Below are 17,998 nucleotides of genomic sequence, written 5' to 3'. Positions count from 1 at the left end.
GTCTTACTCTGCCTTGGCGCCGGTGGCCTTGATGACCTTGCCCCAGCGCGTGATCTCGGTGGCTATCCAGTCGCTGAACTGCTTGGGCGTACTGGCGACGACCTCGAACTCCATCTCCTGCAGGCGCTTGCTGATGTCGGGCGAGTTCAGTATGCGCACCATCGCCTGGTGGTAGCTGTTGACGATGGCCGGCGGCGTGTTGGCCGGCGCGAGCAGGCCGATCCACGACGTGGCCTCGAAATCCTTCAGGCCCGACTCGGCCAGCGTGGGGACGTCCGGCGTGCTCGGAAAGCGCTTGGGACCGGTGGAAGCCAGCAGCTTCAGGCGCCCCTCCTTGACGAAACCCTGCACATTGCCCGGCACGAAGAAGCCGGCCTGGATATTGCCCGCGATCAGGTCCGTGATGGCCGGGCCTGCGCCGCGGTAGGGCACGTGCGTCATCTGGAAGCCAGCGGCCGACTTCATCATCTCCATGGTCAGGTGCGAGGCGCTGCCCATGGCCACCGAGCCGTAGGCGAACTTCTTCGGGTCGGCCTTGGCCTTGGCGATGAAGTCCCGCACGTCGGTGATGCCGGTGTCCGGGTTCACCACCAGGTACTGCGGCGACTTCACGGCCAGCGTGATGGGCGCCAGGTCCTTCTGCGGGTCGTAGGGCATCTTGTCGAACAGCGTGACATTGATGGCCAGCGGCCCGTTGTAGCCGATCAGCAGGGTGTGGCCGTCCGGGGCCGCACGGCTCACTTCGGCGGCGCCGATGTTGCCGCCCGCGCCCGGCTTGTTCTCGACGAAGAAGGGCTGGCCCATCGCCTCCTGCAGCTTGGGCGCAATCATGCGCGCCAGCACGTCGTTGGTGCTGCCGGTGATGGGCACGACGATGCGCACCGGCTTGGTTGGGCGCCAGTCGGTGGCTGCGGCTGTCTGTGCCCAGGCGGCGGTGGCCGCGCAGGCCCATGCGGCCAAGGTGAAGGCCAGTTTCGTGGGGAATTTCATCGTTGTCTCCGTAGTGGTCGATCGTGCGGGCGCCCCGCTGGGGCGCTTGGGTCAGAGGCTGAAGACCGGTTTCTTCGTGGCGTCGGCCAGTTCCTCGCGCGCCCAGGCCACGGGGTCCTGGTCCTTGGGCAGCAGCACGCCGGCAGGGCGCACGTGCTGCGCGCTGGCGTCGAGCGCCGGTGGCGTCTGGCCCTGCTCCAGGCCGAGGGCCGCCTCGTGCAGCATGCGCCGGGCCATGACGATGGCCTTGTCGGTGGGCAGCAGCTTCTCGGCCTCGTGGTCCTGGATGGAACCCATGCTCTCCTGCAGCGAGTAGTCCTGCGCCGAGAATCCGAAGATGCCGCTGTAGGAGCGGTCCTCGCGCTGGGCCACGCGGTCCATGCCGTAGTCGTTGTCGCGGTTGGCCTTGGGGACGAAGCTGCCCGGCGCCTCGTACTCGACGTGGATGCCCTTGCCTTCCTCCATCGCAGTGCGCTCCTCGGCGGTGAGCGGGTGGGCAGGCTGCCAGTTGATGCTCCAGGCCCAGCAGCTGTGGTCGTCGATGGGCACCCACACATGGCCGCCCAGCGCGTGCTCGCCGAACGGCGCGATCAGCGTGAACCACGGGAACAGGTACTGCGTGATGCGCCAGTAGTACGAATCGGCCTCGCCGTTGCGCCGCCCGAACAGGCTCAGCCCGAAGGGGGTCTGCTCGATCTCGAACTTCACGTTGCCGTCGGCCTTGATGTAGTCGAGCGCCTTCACGCCCTGATGCATGGGGTCGGTGTCCACCTCGAAGCGGTGCACGTACGAGACGTGGGCCGTGTCGATGCCGCCTTCCATGGCCTGCAGCCAGTTGCTGTACTGCAGGCGCTTGGAGACGAACACATGCTCGGGCGGCAGGGTGCACCACTCCAGCTCGGGCGGCGCGGGCTGCTGGTCGGCCGGGCCCATGTAGGCCCAGACGATGCCGCCACGCTCCACACAGGGGTAGCCCTTGATGTGCATGCGCGAGCAGGCCTGGGGCGAGGAGGGCACGTCCACGCACTGGCCCTTGCCGTCGAACTTGACGCCGTGGTAGGCGCAGCGGATGCCGTTCTCTTCGTTGCGCCCGAAGTAGAGCGACACGCCCCGGTGCGAGCAGAACTCGCCGATCAGGCAGGCCTGGCCGTCGGTGTTGCGAAAGGCGAGCAGCTTTTCGCCCAGCAGTTGCACGCGCACCTGCGGGCCATCGGGCTCGGGTATTTCGGCGCACGCCAGAGCAGGCACCCAGTAGCGGCGCATCAGGTTGCCCATGCGCGTACCGGGGCCTACGCGGGTGAGCGTTTCAGACATTTCCTTGTTCACAGTCGTCTCCGTGGGGGTCGGTGGGTTGGAATAGATTGTTCGTCTGATGAGACTTGTGTCCATTTTATGGATGATTTGATCTGTGTCAAATTTTTGGATAAGTGTCCATCAGGCGGATAGTCTGCTGCAGAGCTCCCTGCATGGCCGAAGGTGGGGTGTGGGGTGTGGGGTGTGCGCCGAAGCCGGCAGTGCTTTGCCCAGGGCATGGCGCGCTCTCTGGGCGACAAGGCCACCGGTGCATGCCCTGTGCTCCGAAGGGCTTCGGCTTCAGTGCCCGCAGCCGTTTGCTTGGCTCGCAGGCTGGAGGCCTGGCGCGCCCAGGGGGCTACGCAAACGGGTAGGGCCCCTCAAAGCGCCCGATGTGGCTCAGGTGGCTGACCATGCCGTGCACCGGGTCCCACAGGTGCAGCAGGCAGCCCGCAGGGCCGACGACCGAGGCAGGTGCCGCATCCGGGCGCAGCTGTAGGCAGATCTCGGTGGTGGTGCTGGGCGCGGTGCACACCACCGTACCCGCCCAGCGCCGCAGCATGCTGCGGTGCACATGGCCGCACAGCACGCGCTCCACCTGCGGGTGGGCGCGCACCACCGCTTCAAGGCCGTCGGCGTCCATGCAGCGGTATTCGTCCATGTAAGGGATGCCGCTCATGAAGGGCGGGTGGTGCAGCATCAGCAAGGTGGGCTTGTCGCGTGCTTCCGACAGGATGGCGTCGAGCCAGGCCAGCGCCGCCGCATCCACCCGGCCATGCTGCCGCCCGGGGATGCACGAGTCCACGGCGACGATGCGTACCGGGTGGTCGTCCACGCAGAAATGCAGCGCGCCTGCGCGGGGGAAGGTACGCCTGGTCGTGGAACGCGGTGCGAAAGGCCTCGCGCTCGTCGTGGTTGCCGGCCATCGCCAGCCAGGGGATGGTGGTCGCAGCCAGCAGACGCCGCACTTGCTGGTACTCCGCAGGCCGGCCATGGTCCACCAGGTCACCGGTCAGCACGATCAGGTCGGGCCGGCGGTCCAGCGTGGTGAGGTGCGCGAGGGCCTGGGCGAACATGCGGTTCGAGTCCACCACGCCCTGGTAGAAAACGCCGGCTTCGCGCACATGGGGGTCTGAAAGCTGGGCGATGAGCATGGGGAAGATCGTGGGTGGTGCGGATGCGCTGGAGTGGCTGGCGCTGCACCCACGTGCCGGTGTGTCCGTATTGCGGAGTATGGGGAATGGACGCGTGCTGCTGAATACGGCCTAAGGCGTACGGAACATGGTGGCCCGCCGGTGTGCACCTTGGTACAACGCATACCGCGCGGATGGACAAGCGATGCTTGTCAAACCGGCAAGGGTAGGAGATAGTGGTGTCAGTGGAGTGCCTATAAATAAAGGGAGCGGGTGATGCCAGAACCATTGGGAGAAGCGTTGCGCCCACTGATACTTGCTGTCGATGATTCTTCCGACAACCTGTGGGTACTGTCCGGCCTGCTCAAGGACCAGTACCGCGTGAAGCTGGCAGGCTCGGGCGAAAAGGCCTTGCAGATCGCGCGCAGCACGCCCCCGCCCGACCTGATCCTGCTGGACGTGATGATGCCCGGCATGTCGGGCCACGAGGTGTGCCGCCAGCTCAAGGAGGCGCCCGCCACGCGCGACATTCCCATCATCTTCCTGACCGCCATGACGGGGACCGAGGACGAGAAAGTGGGGCTGGCGCTGGGCGCGGCCGATTTCATCACCAAGCCCATCAACCCGCCCATTGTGCTGGCGCGCGTGGCCACGCAGTTGCAGGCCAAGGCGGGCGCCGACTTCCTGCGCGACCAGAACCAATTCTTGCAGACCGAGGTGCAAAAACGCACACGCGAACTGGCTGCGATCCAGGACGTGACCATCCTGGCCATGGCTTCCCTGGCCGAAACCCGCGACAACGAAACCGGCAACCACATCCGCCGCACGCAGCACTACGTGCGGGCGCTGGCCACGGCGCTGAAAGACCACCCCCGCTTCAGCGCGGCGCTGAGCGACCATGTGATCGACATGCTCTACAAGTCGGCGCCCCTGCACGACATCGGCAAGGTCGGCATCCCGGACCGGATCCTGCTCAAGCCCGGGCGCTTCGAGCCGCACGAATTCGAGGTGATGAAGACCCACACCACCCTGGGCCGGGACGCGATACAGCACGCCGAGGACCAGCTGGGCATGCCGGTGGAGTTTTTGCAGTACGCCAAAGAGATCGCCTACGGCCACCAGGAGAAGTGGGACGGCAGCGGCTATCCGCAGGGCCTGGCGGGCGAGGCGATTCCGCTGTCGGCGCGCATCATGGCCGTGGCCGACGTTTACGACGCACTGATCAGCCGCCGTGTCTACAAGGAAGGCATGCCGCACGCAAAGGCGGTGGACATCATGCGCGAGGGCCGGGGTTCGCATTTCGACCCGGACATCCTGGACGCCTTCCTCGGCATGCTCGACGAGTTCCAGCGCATTGCGCAGAAGTTTGCCGACAGCGATGCGGACATGGCCGAGAAGGCCCGGCACCTGGAGCTGGCGACGACGCCGGCCAGCCCACCCACGCCCTGAGCATGGCCTGGTCCGTGCTCCATCCATGACAGCCACCGGCGGCCGGTCGCCGGGCCAGACTCCGCGCTGGTGCAGAGAGGAATGCGTTTCATGAATGCGCTTGTGCAGCACTACCACCGGTCTTCGCTGACCGCGAAGCTGGCATTTGCCTTCTTCGTCATCCTCGTCATGACCGCCGTGCTCAGCGTGCTGGGCATGCAGACGGTGGCCCGCGTCAATAACGACATCCAGGCCATGTATGAAAAGGACCTGCAGGGCATCTCCAACGCCCGCGCGATCCAGTTCCACTATGCCAGCATGGGCCGCTACCTGCGCAACGCCCTGCTCACCACGGAGGCGGCCGACCGGGCGCAGGCCCTGGAGAAGCTGGACCAATCGCACCGGGACATCTTGCGCGAGCTTGGCGAGCTGCGCGGGCGCATCATCCGCGAAGACAACACGCGCAACCTGCTGACCTTCGAGCAGAACTATGCGGTGTACCGCAAGAGCATCGAGCAGTTGCTGGAGCTTGCCAACCAAGGGCAACTGGAGGAGGCGCGAAGGCGGGCCGCCAGCCGCGAGTTCGGGGTGGTGGGCGACACCGTGGCGCAGTCGATGGAAGCCGTGGCTGCGACCAAAGAGGATGGAGCCCGCTCCACGCTCAGGTCGGTGCAGGAGCAGGCACAGCAGACGCGGCTGAACGGCGGCGTGCTGCTTGCCGGGGGGGCGCTGTTCAGCGTGCTCTTTGCATGGTTGATCGCTCGGTCCATCCGCGTGCCGGCCTTCGAGCTGCGCACGGCGGTGGAGCGCATTGCCGACGGTGACCTGCTGCAGGAGGTGCCCCATACCACGCACCGCAGCGACCTGGGCGCACTGGCGCGCGCCGTGGCCGTGCTGCAGCAGGGGGCCCGCGAGCTGGAGGTAGAGCGGTGGGTGAAGACGCACACGGCGTCCGTCTCGGCCGAATTGCAGTCGACCCGGTCCTTCGTGGAGCTGGCGCAGCGCTTTTTCGCACTCTCCGCACCGCTGCTGGACATAGGGCACGGGGTTCTCTATATCTACGAGAAGAACCAGCGCCGCCTGCGCTTGCTGACCGGCTTTGCCCACCGCGAACGCAAGTCGCTGGAGCAGTACATCCAGCTGGGCCAGGGCCTGGTGGGCCAGTGCGCGATGGAGCGCAACGCCATCACGCTCAGGCAGCCCCCTGCCGACTACGTACGCATCGGCTCGGCCCTGGGCGATGCTGCGCCCCGGTGCATCTGCGTGCTGCCGATCCAGCGCGGCGACGAGTTGCTGGGCGTTCTGGAGATCGCCAGCTTCGAGGCCTTCTCGCCCGCGCAGCAGGCCCTGCTCGACGCACTGATGCCCGCGCTGGCCGCCAACCTGGAGATCCTGGAGCGCAACGTGGCCACCCACCGGCTGCTGGAGGAGACGCAGGCGCAGGCGCAGACGCTGGAGCGGCAGGCCCATGAGCTGGCCGAGCAAAAGGATTCCATCGCCGCCACCGAGGCCTGGTACCACGGCATCATCGAATCCGCACCCGATGGCCTGATGGTCACGGACGAGCACGGCACGGTGATCATGGTCAACCCGCGCATGCTCGACCTGTTCGGCTATGCCGAGCACGAGCTGGTGGGCCAGCCCATGGAAATACTGGTGCCGTCCGCCATCCGCGGAAGGCACCCGGGCCTGCGCGAGGGCTTCCTGGCGGTCGGGCTGCCGCGCAACATGGGGGGCAACAATTCCAGCCTGAAAGGCGTGCGCAAGGATGGCAGCGAGTTTCCGGTGGAGGTCGGCCTGTCGCGCCTGCCGGCCATTGGTGGCCATGGCGTCTGCGTATGCGCCTCCGTGCGCGACGTGACCGATCGCAACCGGGTGGAGCAGGAAGTGCGCAACAGCCAGCGCCAGATCCGCACCCTGGTGGACGGCATCGGCTCCATCATCACCCTCAAGGACCGCGAAGGCCGCTACCAGTTGCTGAACGCCACCTACGCGAAATACGTGGGTGTCAGTGAGCAGGAGGTCCTGGGGAAAAGCGCGTACGACCTGTGGCCCAAGGAGATGGCGGACAAGATCGTCGCGGTGGAGAATCGGGTGCTGAACGGGGGCGAGGCCATCACCTACGAGGAGATCATCCCCACGGCCGATGGCTCGGAGCAGCGCTCGTTCATGACCACCAAGACACCGCTGGTCAACGAGGCCGGGGAGATCTATGGCATCTGCGGCATCGCCACCGACATCACCGAGCACAAGAAGTCCCAGGAGGCCATGCGCCTGGCCAATGCCGAGCAGACCGCCATGTTCGAGGCCACCACGCTGGGCATCGCCTTCATCAGGGACCGCGTGGTCGTGCGCGGAAACAGCCAGCTCGACGCCCTGTTCGGCACCGGGCAGCTGGGCCAGTCCCCGCGTGCCTGGTATGCGTCCGACGAAACCTTCGACCTGGTCATCAGCGAAATCTACGAGCAATTGTCCCGCGGCGAAAAGCACCACCGCGAGGAGGAACTGGTGCGTGCCGATGGCACGCGCTTCTGGTGCCAGCTCAGCGGCGCGGCCATCGACCCGGGCGACCTGGGCAAGGGCACGGTGTGGATGCTGCTGGACGTGACCGGGCGCAAGGAGGCCCAGCAGGAAGTGCAGCGCAGCCGCCAGTTCATGGAGGCCGTGCTGGAAAACATCAACTCCGCCATCTACGTCAAGGATGTGCAGGGCGCCTACACCTACGTGAACTCCGACTGGGAGCGTGCGACCGGCCTGGCGCGGGCACGGGTGCTGGGGCACTCGGCCATCGAGGTGGACCCGTCCGGGCGCGGTCAGTCCTACCATGCGCTGGACATGCAGGCCCTGGAGGCGGGGCAGCTCATGGTCACCGAGGAGGTGGCGGGCGAGGATGGCGAAGAGCGCCACTTCCAGGTCACCAAGGTGCCGATGCGCCAGGGCGACGAGATCTCGGGCCTGTGCAGCATTGCCTTCGACGTGACGGACCGCAAGAAGTCGGAAGAGGACATCCGGCGCGCCAAGGAGATGGCGGAGGACGCAACCCGGGCCAAGAGCGAGTTCCTGGCCAACATGAGCCACGAGATCCGCACGCCGATGAACGCCATCATCGGCATGTCGCACCTGGCCCTGCAGACGGCGCTGGACAACAAGCAGCGCAACTACATCGAGAAGGTCAACCGGGCGGCCGAAAGCCTGCTGGGCATCATCAACGACATCCTCGACTTCTCCAAGATCGAAGCCGGCAAGATGTCCATGGAGCAGGTCGACTTCCGCCTGGAGGATGTGCTGGACCACGTGGCCAACCTGATCGGCATGAAGGCCGAGGACAAGGGCCTGGAGCTGCTGTTCAGCACCGCGGACGACGTGCCCACCGCGCTGGTCGGCGATCCGCTGCGCCTGGGCCAGATCCTGGCCAACCTGGGCAGCAATGCCGTGAAGTTCGCGGAGCAGGGGGAGATCGTGCTGGGGATCGAGCTGGCCGGCCAGCAGGGCGAGCCAGGTGGTGACGTCGAGCTGCACTTCTGGGTCAAGGACTCGGGCATCGGCATGACGCCCGAGCAGTGCGCCCGGCTGTTCCAGTCGTTCAGCCAGGCCGACAGCTCCACTACCCGCCGCTATGGGGGCACGGGCCTTGGCCTGGCGATCTCCAAGACCCTGGTGGAGTTGATGAAAGGCCGCATCTGGGTGGAGAGCACCGAGGGGCAGGGCTCGACCTTCCACTTCCATGTGCACTTTGGCCTGCAGGCGCAGCCCATGCCCCGGCGCATGTTCGATGCCAATGAACTGCTGGGCCTGAGAGTCCTGGTGGTGGATGACAACGCCGCAGCCCGGGAGATCCTGTCGACCATGGCGCGCCGTTTCGGCCTGGAGGTGGACATGGCCCGAGATGGCGAGGAAGGGCTGCGCATGGTGGAGGGCGCCGACAGCCGCTCGCTCGCCTACGACCTGGTGCTGATGGACTGGAAGATGCCGCGCATGGACGGCGCCGAGACCGTGCGCCGGATGCAGGCGCTCAAGGGGGGCGCGGCCCCGGCGGTGATCATGGTGACCGCCTTCGGCCGCGAAGAGGCCATGAACGCGGTGCACAGCCGGGGCGCGCGGGTGAACGCGGTGCTCACCAAGCCGGTCACGGCCTCGACCCTGCTCGAGGCCGTGGGCGAGGCGCTGGGCCGCGGGCGCCTGGTGTCCGACCGGGTGACGACCCGGGCCCAGGGGCAGACCGAGCACCTGCAGCAGCTCAAGGGCGCGCGCGTGCTGCTGGTCGAAGACAACGCGCTGAACCAGGAGCTTGCCATGGAGCTGCTGCGCCAGGCCGGCATGGAGGTGGTGCTGGCCAACAACGGCCAGGAGGCGCTGGACCTGCTCGCTGCGGACCCCAAGTTCGATGGCGTGCTGATGGACTGCCAGATGCCGGTGATGGACGGCTACACGGCCACCCGCCACCTGCGCTCGCTGCCGCAGTTCGCCGACCTGCCCATCATCGCCATGACGGCCAACGCCATGGCCGGTGACCGGGAGAAGGTGATCGAGGCCGGCATGGTGGACCACATCCCCAAGCCCCTGCGGGTGGAGGAAATGTTTGCCTGCATGGCGCGCTGGATCAAGCCTGCCGCGCCTGCTCTGGTGCAGGGTAGTCCTCTGCGCCCGACCGCCAAAGCGGCCGATCCAGACCTGCCGCAATTGCCCGGCGTGGACCAGGCCGTCGGGCTCGGCATCGTTCAGAACGACCGGCGCCTGTACCGCCGCCTGCTGGGCATGTTCCTCGAAGAATACACGGGCTTCGAGCAGGCCATGGCCGACGCCGTGCAGCAGGGCGACTGGCCGCTGGCCACGCGGCTGGCCCACACCCTCAAGGGCGCTGCGGGCACCATCGGTGCCAGGCCGCTCGCATCGGCCGCGGGGGCGCTGGAGGCCGAAGGCGCCCACGAGGCGCGTGCGCCGGTGGCCGGGGAGCTGCTGGCCGAGCTGGGGGTGCTGCTGCGCCCGCTGATCGAGGCGCTGCAGGCGTCCGGCCTGGACAGCGGGGCCAGCACCGCACAGGCCGTGCCGGCACCTGCCCCGGCCGTGGCGCGCTCTGCCGAGGCCGAAGCCTTGCTGGTGCGCCTGCGCAAGCTGCTGGGGGACAGCGACGCCGACGCGGGCGACGTGCTGGAGGCCCTGGTGTCACGGCTGGCGGCGGACGGCGACCCGCTTGCCGATGCCCTGTCTGCCGTGAACCGGGCCATCGAGCGCATCGATTTCGACCGTGCCCTGGAGGCGCTGGGGGCCCTGGCCCCCGCGCACCCTGGCTGAACCCCGCCGAAGGCCCCGCGCATGCTGCGATCCATTGCCTGGTTACTGGTTCTCATGCTGGCAGCGGGCAGCGCCTTCGGCCGCACGCTGGAGGAGATCGAGCGCAGCCGCGAGCTGCGCATCTGCGTGGCGGGATCCAGCGCCGACTACTACCGGGCGAATGGCGAAGACTTTGCCCGCTACCTGGGGGTTGAGGCCCGCACGGTGACGCTTGCGCAATGGGACCAGCAGTTCCACAACGCGCAGGGCGTGACTGTGCAGGGCGAGCGCTACGAAGCCGCGCCGCTGGCCACCGGCAAGTGCGACCTGTACCCCAACGATCTGCACATCACCGACTGGCGCAAGACCAAGATGACCCTGGTGCCGTACTTCGCGACGCGCAATGTCGTCGTCGCGCGGCCGGAGATGCGCTCCGTTCTGCGCAGAGAGGCCGATCTTGGCGGGCGCAAGGCATCGGTCCAGGCCGGGACGGCCTACGAAGCCTGGCTGCAGGGATTCAACGCCGGCCTGGGGGAAAGCGCGCCCGTCGCCATCGAGACCGCCCCCACCGCCAAGTCCATGCAGGCCGTGGCGCAGCGCCGTGCTGATTTCACCGTGATCGCGGCCGAATCGGCATTCCACTGGGTGCGCAACGACCTCGACAACCTGGACATGCTGTTTCCGGTGGGCGACGCCACCGCGGCGGGCTGGGGCATCGCCTTCGCCGCACCCGACCTGGAGCGGGCGCTGCAGCGTTATTTCGACGACAGCCGGCGGGTGGGGTCGCCGCTCGATCAGTCCTGGCGCCGCAAGTACGGTGTGTCGTTGATGGAGTACCAGCTGTTCTCCGCGTCTTTCGACCGCAGCGGAAAGTGGCACGAGCGGTGGGTGGCCTGGGGCATCCCCGGGGGCGCTGCCCTGGCCGGTGTGCTGCTGGCGATGCTTTTCTGGGCCACGCGGCTGCGGCGCGAGGCGGGCCGGCACCAGCTGACGCTCAAGGCCCTGCAGCAGAGCCACGACCAGTTGACCCGCGATGCCAACCGGCGGCGCGCCGTGTCGGACCTGCTGCTGGCGCTGCAGCAGGTGGACACGCTGGCGGCCTTTGCGCGCATCGTGCTGCGGGAACTTGCGCGGCAACTGCCCATGGGGCAGGCGCTGTTGGTGCTGGTGGACGAAGACCTCGGCGTGCGGGCGCTGGCCCACTATGCGGGATCGGGGCCGACGGCGGAGCAGACCCTGTCGCAATGGCCGACGACGGCCGGCATGGTCGAGCGCTGTGCCGCCACGGGCGAGCCCGTGCTCATCGAAACCCCGGGGGCGGACTACCTGCGCATCCAGTCGGGCCTGGGGCATTGCAGTCCCGCCGCGATCTACCTGCTGCCCATCAGGCATGCAGGGCGCGTCACGGCCATCATCGAGCTGGCCTTGACCGAGGCGTTCAGCCAGGATCACCGTCTGTTGCTGATGGACATGGAGCCCATCGTGGCCGTGGGCATCCAGCGTTTTGTGGGTGAAGACGCCGCAGGGGCTGCTGCCGGCCCTGTCCGGCACGTTGAGGAGGTGCAGGCACCATGAGCCATTTCACGGTTTCCAATGCGTCGACCATCGGACAGGGCGCGCGCTGCCTGGTGGTGGACGATTTCGAGGCCATGCGCAAGGTCACCATCAACCAGCTGCGGCAGATGGGGGTGGAGCGCATCGAGTCCGCGCGCAACGGGGCCGAAGCGCTGCGCCTGCTCAAGGGCCAGCACTTTGACGTGGTGCTGTCGGACTGGAACATGCCCGTGATGACGGGCGTGGAGCTGCTGCAGGCCATGCGCGCGGACGAAAAGCTGTTTGCCATCCCCTTCGTGCTGATCACCGCCGAGGCGGAGCGCAAGCGCGTGGAGGAGGCCATCGCGCTCGGGGTCACCTCCATGCTGCTCAAGCCCTACTCGCCCAAACAGCTGGCGCAGCGCCTGGAGAAGGCCTTGCAGTGGAAGCCGCGCGGCCCTGGCAACTTCGCGGGGGAGGAACTGCCCGCGCAGGCCGTGCCTGCAGACGGCTCTGCCGGTGCGCCATCGGCCGAGCCGCAGGAAGCACCCCGCCCGACGATACTGATCGTGGACGACACGCCCGACAACCTGCTGCTGCTGTCCCAGCTGTTCAAGGGCGAGTACCGGGTGCGGCTGGCGCAGACCGGCGCCAAGGCGATGGAGGTGCTGACCTCCAACGACCCGCCCGACCTGGTGCTGCTGGACATCATGATGCCCGGCATGGACGGCTTCGAGGTGGCCCGGCTGATGCGCGAGCACCCCACGTCCGAGACCATTCCCATCATCTTCGTCACCGCCATGGCCTCGGCCGATGCGCGCATCCGGGGGCTCGACCTGGGGGCCGTGGACTTCATCACCAAGCCCATCGATCCCGAGACGCTCAAGCCGCGCGTGCGCAATTTCATGCGCTACGTGCAGTTGCGCAAGGACCTGCAGGCCGATTTCGACAGCATGGTCGAGACCGCCCAGCTGCGCGAGGATGTCGAGCGCATCACCCGGCACGACATCAAGGCGCCTCTGGCTGGGGCGCTGGGCCTGGTGCAGGCGCTGATCGACGACGACTCGGTCGGGCGCCGCCAGGTCGAGCAGCTGCGCCTGATGGAAGAGAGCGTGATGCAGGTGCTCAACATGATCAACCTGTCGTCCGAGCTGTACAAGATCGAATCCGGCCGCTTCGTGCTGCACGCGAAGCCCGTGCGCATCGGCGAGCTGCTGCGCCGCATCGCCGAGATGAACCGCGTGACCTTTGCCGAGAAGGGGCTGTCCATCGCGGTGGACACGGACGTGGCCGTGGGGGCAGAGCCGCCCCTGGCGCTGGCGGATGCCACGCTGTGCTACTCGGTCTTCCAGAACCTGCTGAAGAACGCCTGCGAGGCCGCGCCGGCCGACTCCCGGGTCTCGGTACAGCTGCAGGACCAGGACCCCTTGCGCATCGCCATCAGCAACACCGGCGCGGTGCCGGCGGCCATCCGCAGCCGTTTCTTCGACAAGTTCGTGACCTCGGGCAAGGCCGATGGCACGGGCCTGGGCACCTACTCGGCGCGGCTGCTGGTGCAGGCCCAGCACGGTAGCATTGAGCTCGATGTGTCGGACGAATCCAATACGACGCGGATCACCGTGGTGCTGCCGCGGGCTGCCGATTGAGCGCGCTGCGGGTCAGAACGCCCAGCGCGCACTGAGCCGTGCGCTGCGTGGCTCCATGGGGTGCACATGGCGGCCCTCGATGCCGCCGCCCGTGCAGTCACCGTGCGCTGCCTCGCCCGCCGTGCACGATGCGTAGAGGTACTCGATGTCGTTGCCCTTCTTGCCGGCCAGGTTGAACACGTCCAGGCCCAGCGTGAGCTGCTTGTTCACCGCATAGCGCACGCCGGCATTGAGCACCGTGTTGGCGCGCGAGCGCACGGTGTTGAGTGTGTCCAGCGCGCGCGGCCCCATGTAGCGCAGGCGCAGCGACGCGGTCAGCGGGCCCTGGGTGTAGACCGCGCCCACGGCCAGCACGCGCTCCAGCGCGTTGTCCACGAAGTTGCCTTCGCCCTCGGGCGCCTGCCCGCGAAAGCGCGCGCGCGATACGGCGGCATCGGCTTCCAGGCGCCAGCGGGCGTGGGGCTTCCAGCGCACCGTGGTCTCGATTCCGCGCCGGTAGCTGGCGCGGCCCGGCTCGGTGCTGCCTGCATCGCCCACATACACCAGCTCGGAATCAAGCTTGAGCTGCCACAGTGCCGTGGTGATGGTCAGGTCGTCGCCAGGCTGGTAGCGCCAGCCGATCTCGCTGCCCAGGCCCTTGACCAGTGCGGGCACGCGGTCTGCGGGCAGGCCGCTTTGCGGGTCGGTCTGGATGGTGGCGCCGCGCACGTCGTTGCTGTGCGAGCCCACGCCCGTGTTCAGGTAAAGCTCATGCACGGGGGTGACGGCCCAGGCCAGCCCGGCTTTGGGGCTCACCAGCGCATCGTGGCCGCTGCCGCTGCTGGCGGCGCCGTAGACGGCCTCGCGGCCCTGCACGTCGTAGCGCAGCAGGTCGCCGCGCAAGCCCGCGTAGCCGCGCAGGCGCTCGGTGAAACTCACGAACTGCTGCGCGTGCACCGACAGCATGTCCTGCGACACCTTGTCGTTGCGCACGGTGGACAGGCGCTGGCGGGCCGCCGTGTTGTACAGGCCCACCTCGGCGATGCGGTCGCCGCGCCACTGTGCGCCCACGCTGAGCACACCGTCCAGCCCGGCGATGCGGTTGGGCAGGCTGTGCGATGCCTGGGCGCCGAACACGCGGCGCCGGTCCGACTGCTCGAACTGGTCACCGTTGACCGGGTCGCGCAGGAAGTAGGTGAAGTCGGAGAACAGGTCGAACCGGTAGTCGATGGCATAGGCGCTGATCTGGGTCTGGCCCTCGGGCCCCTTGTTGAACCATTTGCCTGACAGGCTCAGGCGCCGGGTGCTGCCGCCGTCGGTGGGGTTGAGCGAGCCGAAGCGCGGCAGCTCGCCGCTGTCGATCAGGCGCTCGGGGATCTGGTCGGTGGCGTTCCAGCGATTGCGGTAGGCCATGCCCGTCACGCTGAAGCCGCGGCTGGGCGAGCCCTGCGCATAGCGCACCACGGCGTTGATCTTGCGCAGGCGCTCGGGCACGTCCCAGGGGCCGTCGTTGCCTTCGAGCTCGATGGCGCCCAGCCAGGTCTGGTCGTCCCGGGTACGCGAGCCGGCCGCCAGCAGGCGGCGCAGCTGATTGGGGCCCAGGGTCACCTCGGCAAATGGTGCATCGAGTGCGCTCACGTAGTCCAGCGAGGCGCTGCCTGCCGTGGAGAAGTCGCCGCTGTCGGCGAAGTAGGGCCCCTTGCGGTAGCGCACGCCCGAGACCAGGTCGGGGATCAAAAAGTTCAGGTCGGCAAAGCCCTGGCCGTGGCCGTGCGTCGGCATGTTGACCGGCATGCCGTCCACCGTGACTGAGAAGTCGGTGCCATGGTCCAGGTTGAAGCCGCGCAGAAAATACTGGTTGGCCTTGCCGTCCCCCGAGTGCTGGGTGGCCACGACCCCGGGAACGGCCTCGACGATGTCCCCCGGTCGCAGCTTGGGGCGCGCCTGAAACGACTCGCGCTCCACCGCGCCCTCGCTGGCGCTGTCGGCCAGGCCGATGGTCACGTCCTTGGGGCCGCGCACATCGACCTCGGGCAGGTGCGTGGCCTGCTGGGCCCAGGCCGCCGTGGTGGCCATGCCTGCCACCAGAATGCCGAGCGCGAGGGGTCGCGGCGCTGCGGTGCGAGAGAGCTCTTTATTCTTCATGTCTGCCTTTTTCATTGTCCAGAAATCCTGCCGCGCAGGCTCCCGGACCTCCCTCATGCGGATCTGCATTCAATCGGATAACCAGGCGGGGAGCCGCAGACAGTGCTTCAGCACGGCAAGGCGACTCAACGGCGTTATACGGTTGAAGGCAAATCCGTATCAGCCAGAGAACGCTATACGCTGCACCGTCCAGTACAGCGACAGCACGATCAGTGCCACCGAGCCGCCCTTGACCACCACGGTGCGGTAGCCCGCCCAGCGGGCCAGCAGCAGGGAGACGCCGCACCACACGGCAACCACCATGAGCTGGCCGGCCTCCACCCCCAGGTTGAACCCCGCCAGTGCCCAGACCAGCAGGCCGCCCGAAACGCCGGCCTCGACCAGCGCGCCCGAGAACCCCAGCCCGTGCACCAGGCCAAAGCACAGCGCCAGCAGGTCGCTGCGCAGCCCCTTCACCGGGAACAGGTTGAGCAGCGCCGATATACCGATGCTGATGGCAATCGCCGGCTCGACCCAGTTGCCCGAGACGGTGACCCAGCCCAGGCCCGCCAGCACCAGCGTGACCGAATGGCCCACGGTGAAGCTGGTCACGGTGAGCAGCAGTGCCTTGACGCCGCCCCACGGCCCTGCCGCCGGCGCGGCCTGCGCCGCGCCCTGGCGGCGCAGCAGCGTGATCGGCAGCAGCAGGGCCAGCAGAAAGGCCAGGTGGTCATAGCCTTCGAGGATGTGGTGCACACCCTCCGAGACAAAGTGCGCCAGCGTGGCCGGGCCGCTGCGGGCCGTTGCCGCCTCGGGTGCGGCGGTGCTGCCGCCCACCGCACGCAGGTCGGTGCGCGAGCGGCCATCGGGCGCCAGCACGGCGGCCAGCGGCTGGCCGCCCAGTTGCCCGCTGACCAGCAGGCGGTGCGTGGGGTCGATGCCCTGCATCAGGCGGTAGTCCAGCGCCAGCGCTTGCGTGGCAGCGCAGTCGAGCGCGGCCGCCATGCGGATGTAGCGCCCGTCGGTGCGCTGCTCCAGCGCCTCGAAGCGCCAGGCCGGGGCCAGCACGGCGTTGCCGCACTGCCAGCGGATGCCTTGGCCCACCCAGGCGGCCACTGCGGGCGTAGCTTGCCTGATTTCGCCCCAGGTGAGCTGGCGGTCGCCGTCGGCATCGAGCAGGTCCAGCGCGGCATCCACGTCCTTGAGCGCGAGCGAAAGCTGCAGCGCCACGGCGTCGGCGCGGGCGGGGTCGGCCTCACCGGCGGGGGCCACCCGCAGGTAGGCGTCGCTGGCCTTGTGCGCCCAGGCGCTGGGCGCTGCGGCGCAGGCGGTGGCCAGGGCCCCGGCCATCGCCAGCCACCGCAGCGCGCTGGCCGTTCGTTGAAAAAGCGACGGCTGCATCACTTGTCTCCCCGTGCTTGCCAGCGCGCCAGGCGCGCGTCCTGCAGGCCCGTGCGCTGAAAGCTCTGCACCACCGTGCGGTGGGCGGCGGCGTCACCGGACTGCTCGGACGTCTGCAGCGCCAGCCACCAGTCCAGCGGCTCTTTCTGCAAGGCCAGGTTGGCCTGTGCGGCCTGCCAGGCCTCCCGGGGTTGGCCCTGCAGCCACAGCGCCAGCAGCGAGCGCTCGCGGGCATGGGCATCGAGCGCCTCGCCGCGCGCCGCAAGGGCTGCAAACCGGGCTTGCAGTTCGGTGGCCAGGGCCTGCGACTGCACGGTCTTGCCCATGAGCCGCAGGGCCTGGGCGCGGCGCAGCAGTACGGCGTCGCTGGCGGGCTGGGCCTTGAGCACATCCACGGCGGCGGCCGGGCGGCCCAGGCGCAGCAGCAGGTCGGCATGGGCCAGGGCGGTGTAGCCGTCGGGCGCCGCAGCCAGGCTGCTGCGGTAGGCGGCATCGGCTGCGTCGTCGCGCCCGGCGCGTTCCTCGCTCTCGGCCAGCAGCGACAGCAGCCAGGCGCGGTCAGCCGGGTCTGCCGCCTGCCCGATAAGGGCGATGAAGCCGCTGCGTGCCGCGTCGCTCTGGCCCTGCAGCGAGCGGCTTTCGAGCAGGCAGGCCGTGGCGTGCAGCGCAGCCCCATGGCGCGCCACGTTGCGGCAGGCGGTCTCGGATTCGGCATAGCGGGCGGCCACCCGCTCCAGCGTGGCCAGGGTCAGCCAGCCCTGCACCTGTGCAGGGTCGGCCTGCAGGGCGCGCTTCAATGTCGCGCGCGCAGCGTCGAATTCATGGCGGCTTTGCTCCACCGTGGCCTGCAGCACCGCCAGTTCGGCGGGCGCGTCGGGCTTGCCCCACCACAGGGCCAGCACGGCCTGGGCGCGGCCCAGGTAGCGGGGGTCAGCGGTCTCGCGGGCCAGCGTGATCCAGCGGCGCGCGGCAGTCGCTGCGGCCTGCGGCGTGGCCGGTGCAAGGCTGACCCGCTCGGGCAGCACCTCGATCACCTCGGTGTCCGAAGCGGGGCGCAGCTCCTGCACGGCGGCGGCGGCCGCGCCCAGGCAGCACAGGGCAAGGCCGATCCCCCAGAGAAGGCGGGCAGGGTGTGTCATAGGAATCCGCAGGGTTGAAGGGATGGGCGAGCAGCGGGCAAGCGGCGAGAAACAGGCCGCA

General features: G+C 68.4%; 10 protein-coding genes and 1 pseudogene. 4 read left to right on the top strand and 7 right to left on the bottom strand.

Annotated features, from left to right (window positions below; genetic code table 11):
• Positions 1 to 3 precede the first annotated feature (3 nt).
• The 4 genes and pseudogenes from ASE31_RS24845 to ASE31_RS32810 all read right to left on the bottom strand — a co-directional run.
• Positions 4 to 990, bottom strand: a complete 987-nt coding sequence (locus ASE31_RS24845; RefSeq protein ID WP_057204703.1) for a tripartite tricarboxylate transporter substrate binding protein — start codon at positions 988 to 990, stop codon at positions 4 to 6.
• 51 nt (positions 991 to 1,041) lie between these two features.
• Complete coding sequence (locus ASE31_RS24840) at positions 1,042 to 2,316, bottom strand: aromatic ring-hydroxylating dioxygenase subunit alpha (protein ID WP_057204701.1); 1,275 nt, start codon at positions 2,314 to 2,316, stop codon at positions 1,042 to 1,044.
• A gap of 325 nt (positions 2,317 to 2,641) precedes the next feature.
• On the bottom strand, positions 2,642 to 3,118 hold the full coding sequence (locus ASE31_RS32815) for a hypothetical protein (RefSeq protein WP_235514765.1): 477 nt from the start codon (positions 3,116 to 3,118) through the stop codon (positions 2,642 to 2,644).
• Between the two features lie 100 nt (positions 3,119 to 3,218).
• Positions 3,219 to 3,437: pseudogene (locus tag ASE31_RS32810) on the bottom strand (metallophosphoesterase); the annotation flags it as partial.
• A 255-nt stretch (positions 3,438 to 3,692) separates the two neighbouring features.
• Here ASE31_RS32810 and ASE31_RS24830 point away from each other — a divergent pair.
• The 4 genes from ASE31_RS24830 (at position 3,693) to ASE31_RS24815 (ending at position 13,294) form a co-directional block, all read left to right on the top strand.
• Positions 3,693 to 4,865, top strand: coding sequence for an HD-GYP domain-containing protein (locus tag ASE31_RS24830; RefSeq protein WP_057204699.1), 1,173 nt, complete (start codon positions 3,693 to 3,695; stop codon positions 4,863 to 4,865).
• 90 nt (positions 4,866 to 4,955) lie between these two features.
• Positions 4,956 to 10,136, top strand: a complete 5,181-nt coding sequence (locus tag ASE31_RS24825; RefSeq protein WP_057204697.1) for a PAS domain S-box protein — start codon at positions 4,956 to 4,958, stop codon at positions 10,134 to 10,136.
• A gap of 21 nt (positions 10,137 to 10,157) precedes the next feature.
• The gene (locus ASE31_RS24820) at positions 10,158 to 11,690 is read left to right on the top strand and encodes a transporter substrate-binding domain-containing protein (protein WP_082604359.1); all 1,533 of its coding nucleotides are present in this window, start codon (positions 10,158 to 10,160) and stop codon (positions 11,688 to 11,690) included.
• Complete coding sequence (locus ASE31_RS24815) at positions 11,687 to 13,294, top strand: response regulator (protein WP_057204693.1); 1,608 nt, start codon at positions 11,687 to 11,689, stop codon at positions 13,292 to 13,294. Before ASE31_RS24820 ends, ASE31_RS24815 begins: the two co-directional genes overlap by 4 nt.
• Positions 13,295 to 13,306: 12 nt before the next feature.
• Here the strand turns inward: ASE31_RS24815 and ASE31_RS24810 are convergent, their stop codons facing one another.
• The 3 genes from ASE31_RS24810 to ASE31_RS24800 form a co-directional block, all read right to left on the bottom strand.
• The gene (locus ASE31_RS24810; RefSeq protein WP_057204691.1) at positions 13,307 to 15,418 is read right to left on the bottom strand and encodes a TonB-dependent receptor; all 2,112 of its coding nucleotides are present in this window, start codon (positions 15,416 to 15,418) and stop codon (positions 13,307 to 13,309) included.
• A gap of 159 nt (positions 15,419 to 15,577) precedes the next feature.
• On the bottom strand, positions 15,578 to 16,798 hold the full coding sequence (locus ASE31_RS24805) for a HupE/UreJ family protein (protein ID WP_057204689.1): 1,221 nt from the start codon (positions 16,796 to 16,798) through the stop codon (positions 15,578 to 15,580).
• Positions 16,798 to 17,937: a hypothetical protein gene (locus ASE31_RS24800; protein ID WP_057204687.1), complete on the bottom strand. Its 1,140-nt coding sequence runs from the start codon at positions 17,935 to 17,937 to the stop codon at positions 16,798 to 16,800. The genes ASE31_RS24805 and ASE31_RS24800 overlap by 1 nt, the downstream gene beginning before the upstream one ends.
• Between the last annotated feature and the right edge of the window lie 61 nt (positions 17,938 to 17,998).

The organism is Acidovorax sp. Root217 (genome assembly GCF_001428645.1).
Classification (GTDB): domain Bacteria; phylum Pseudomonadota; class Gammaproteobacteria; order Burkholderiales; family Burkholderiaceae_C; genus Acidovorax.
This window is presented reverse-complemented; position numbering and strand designations above follow the sequence as displayed.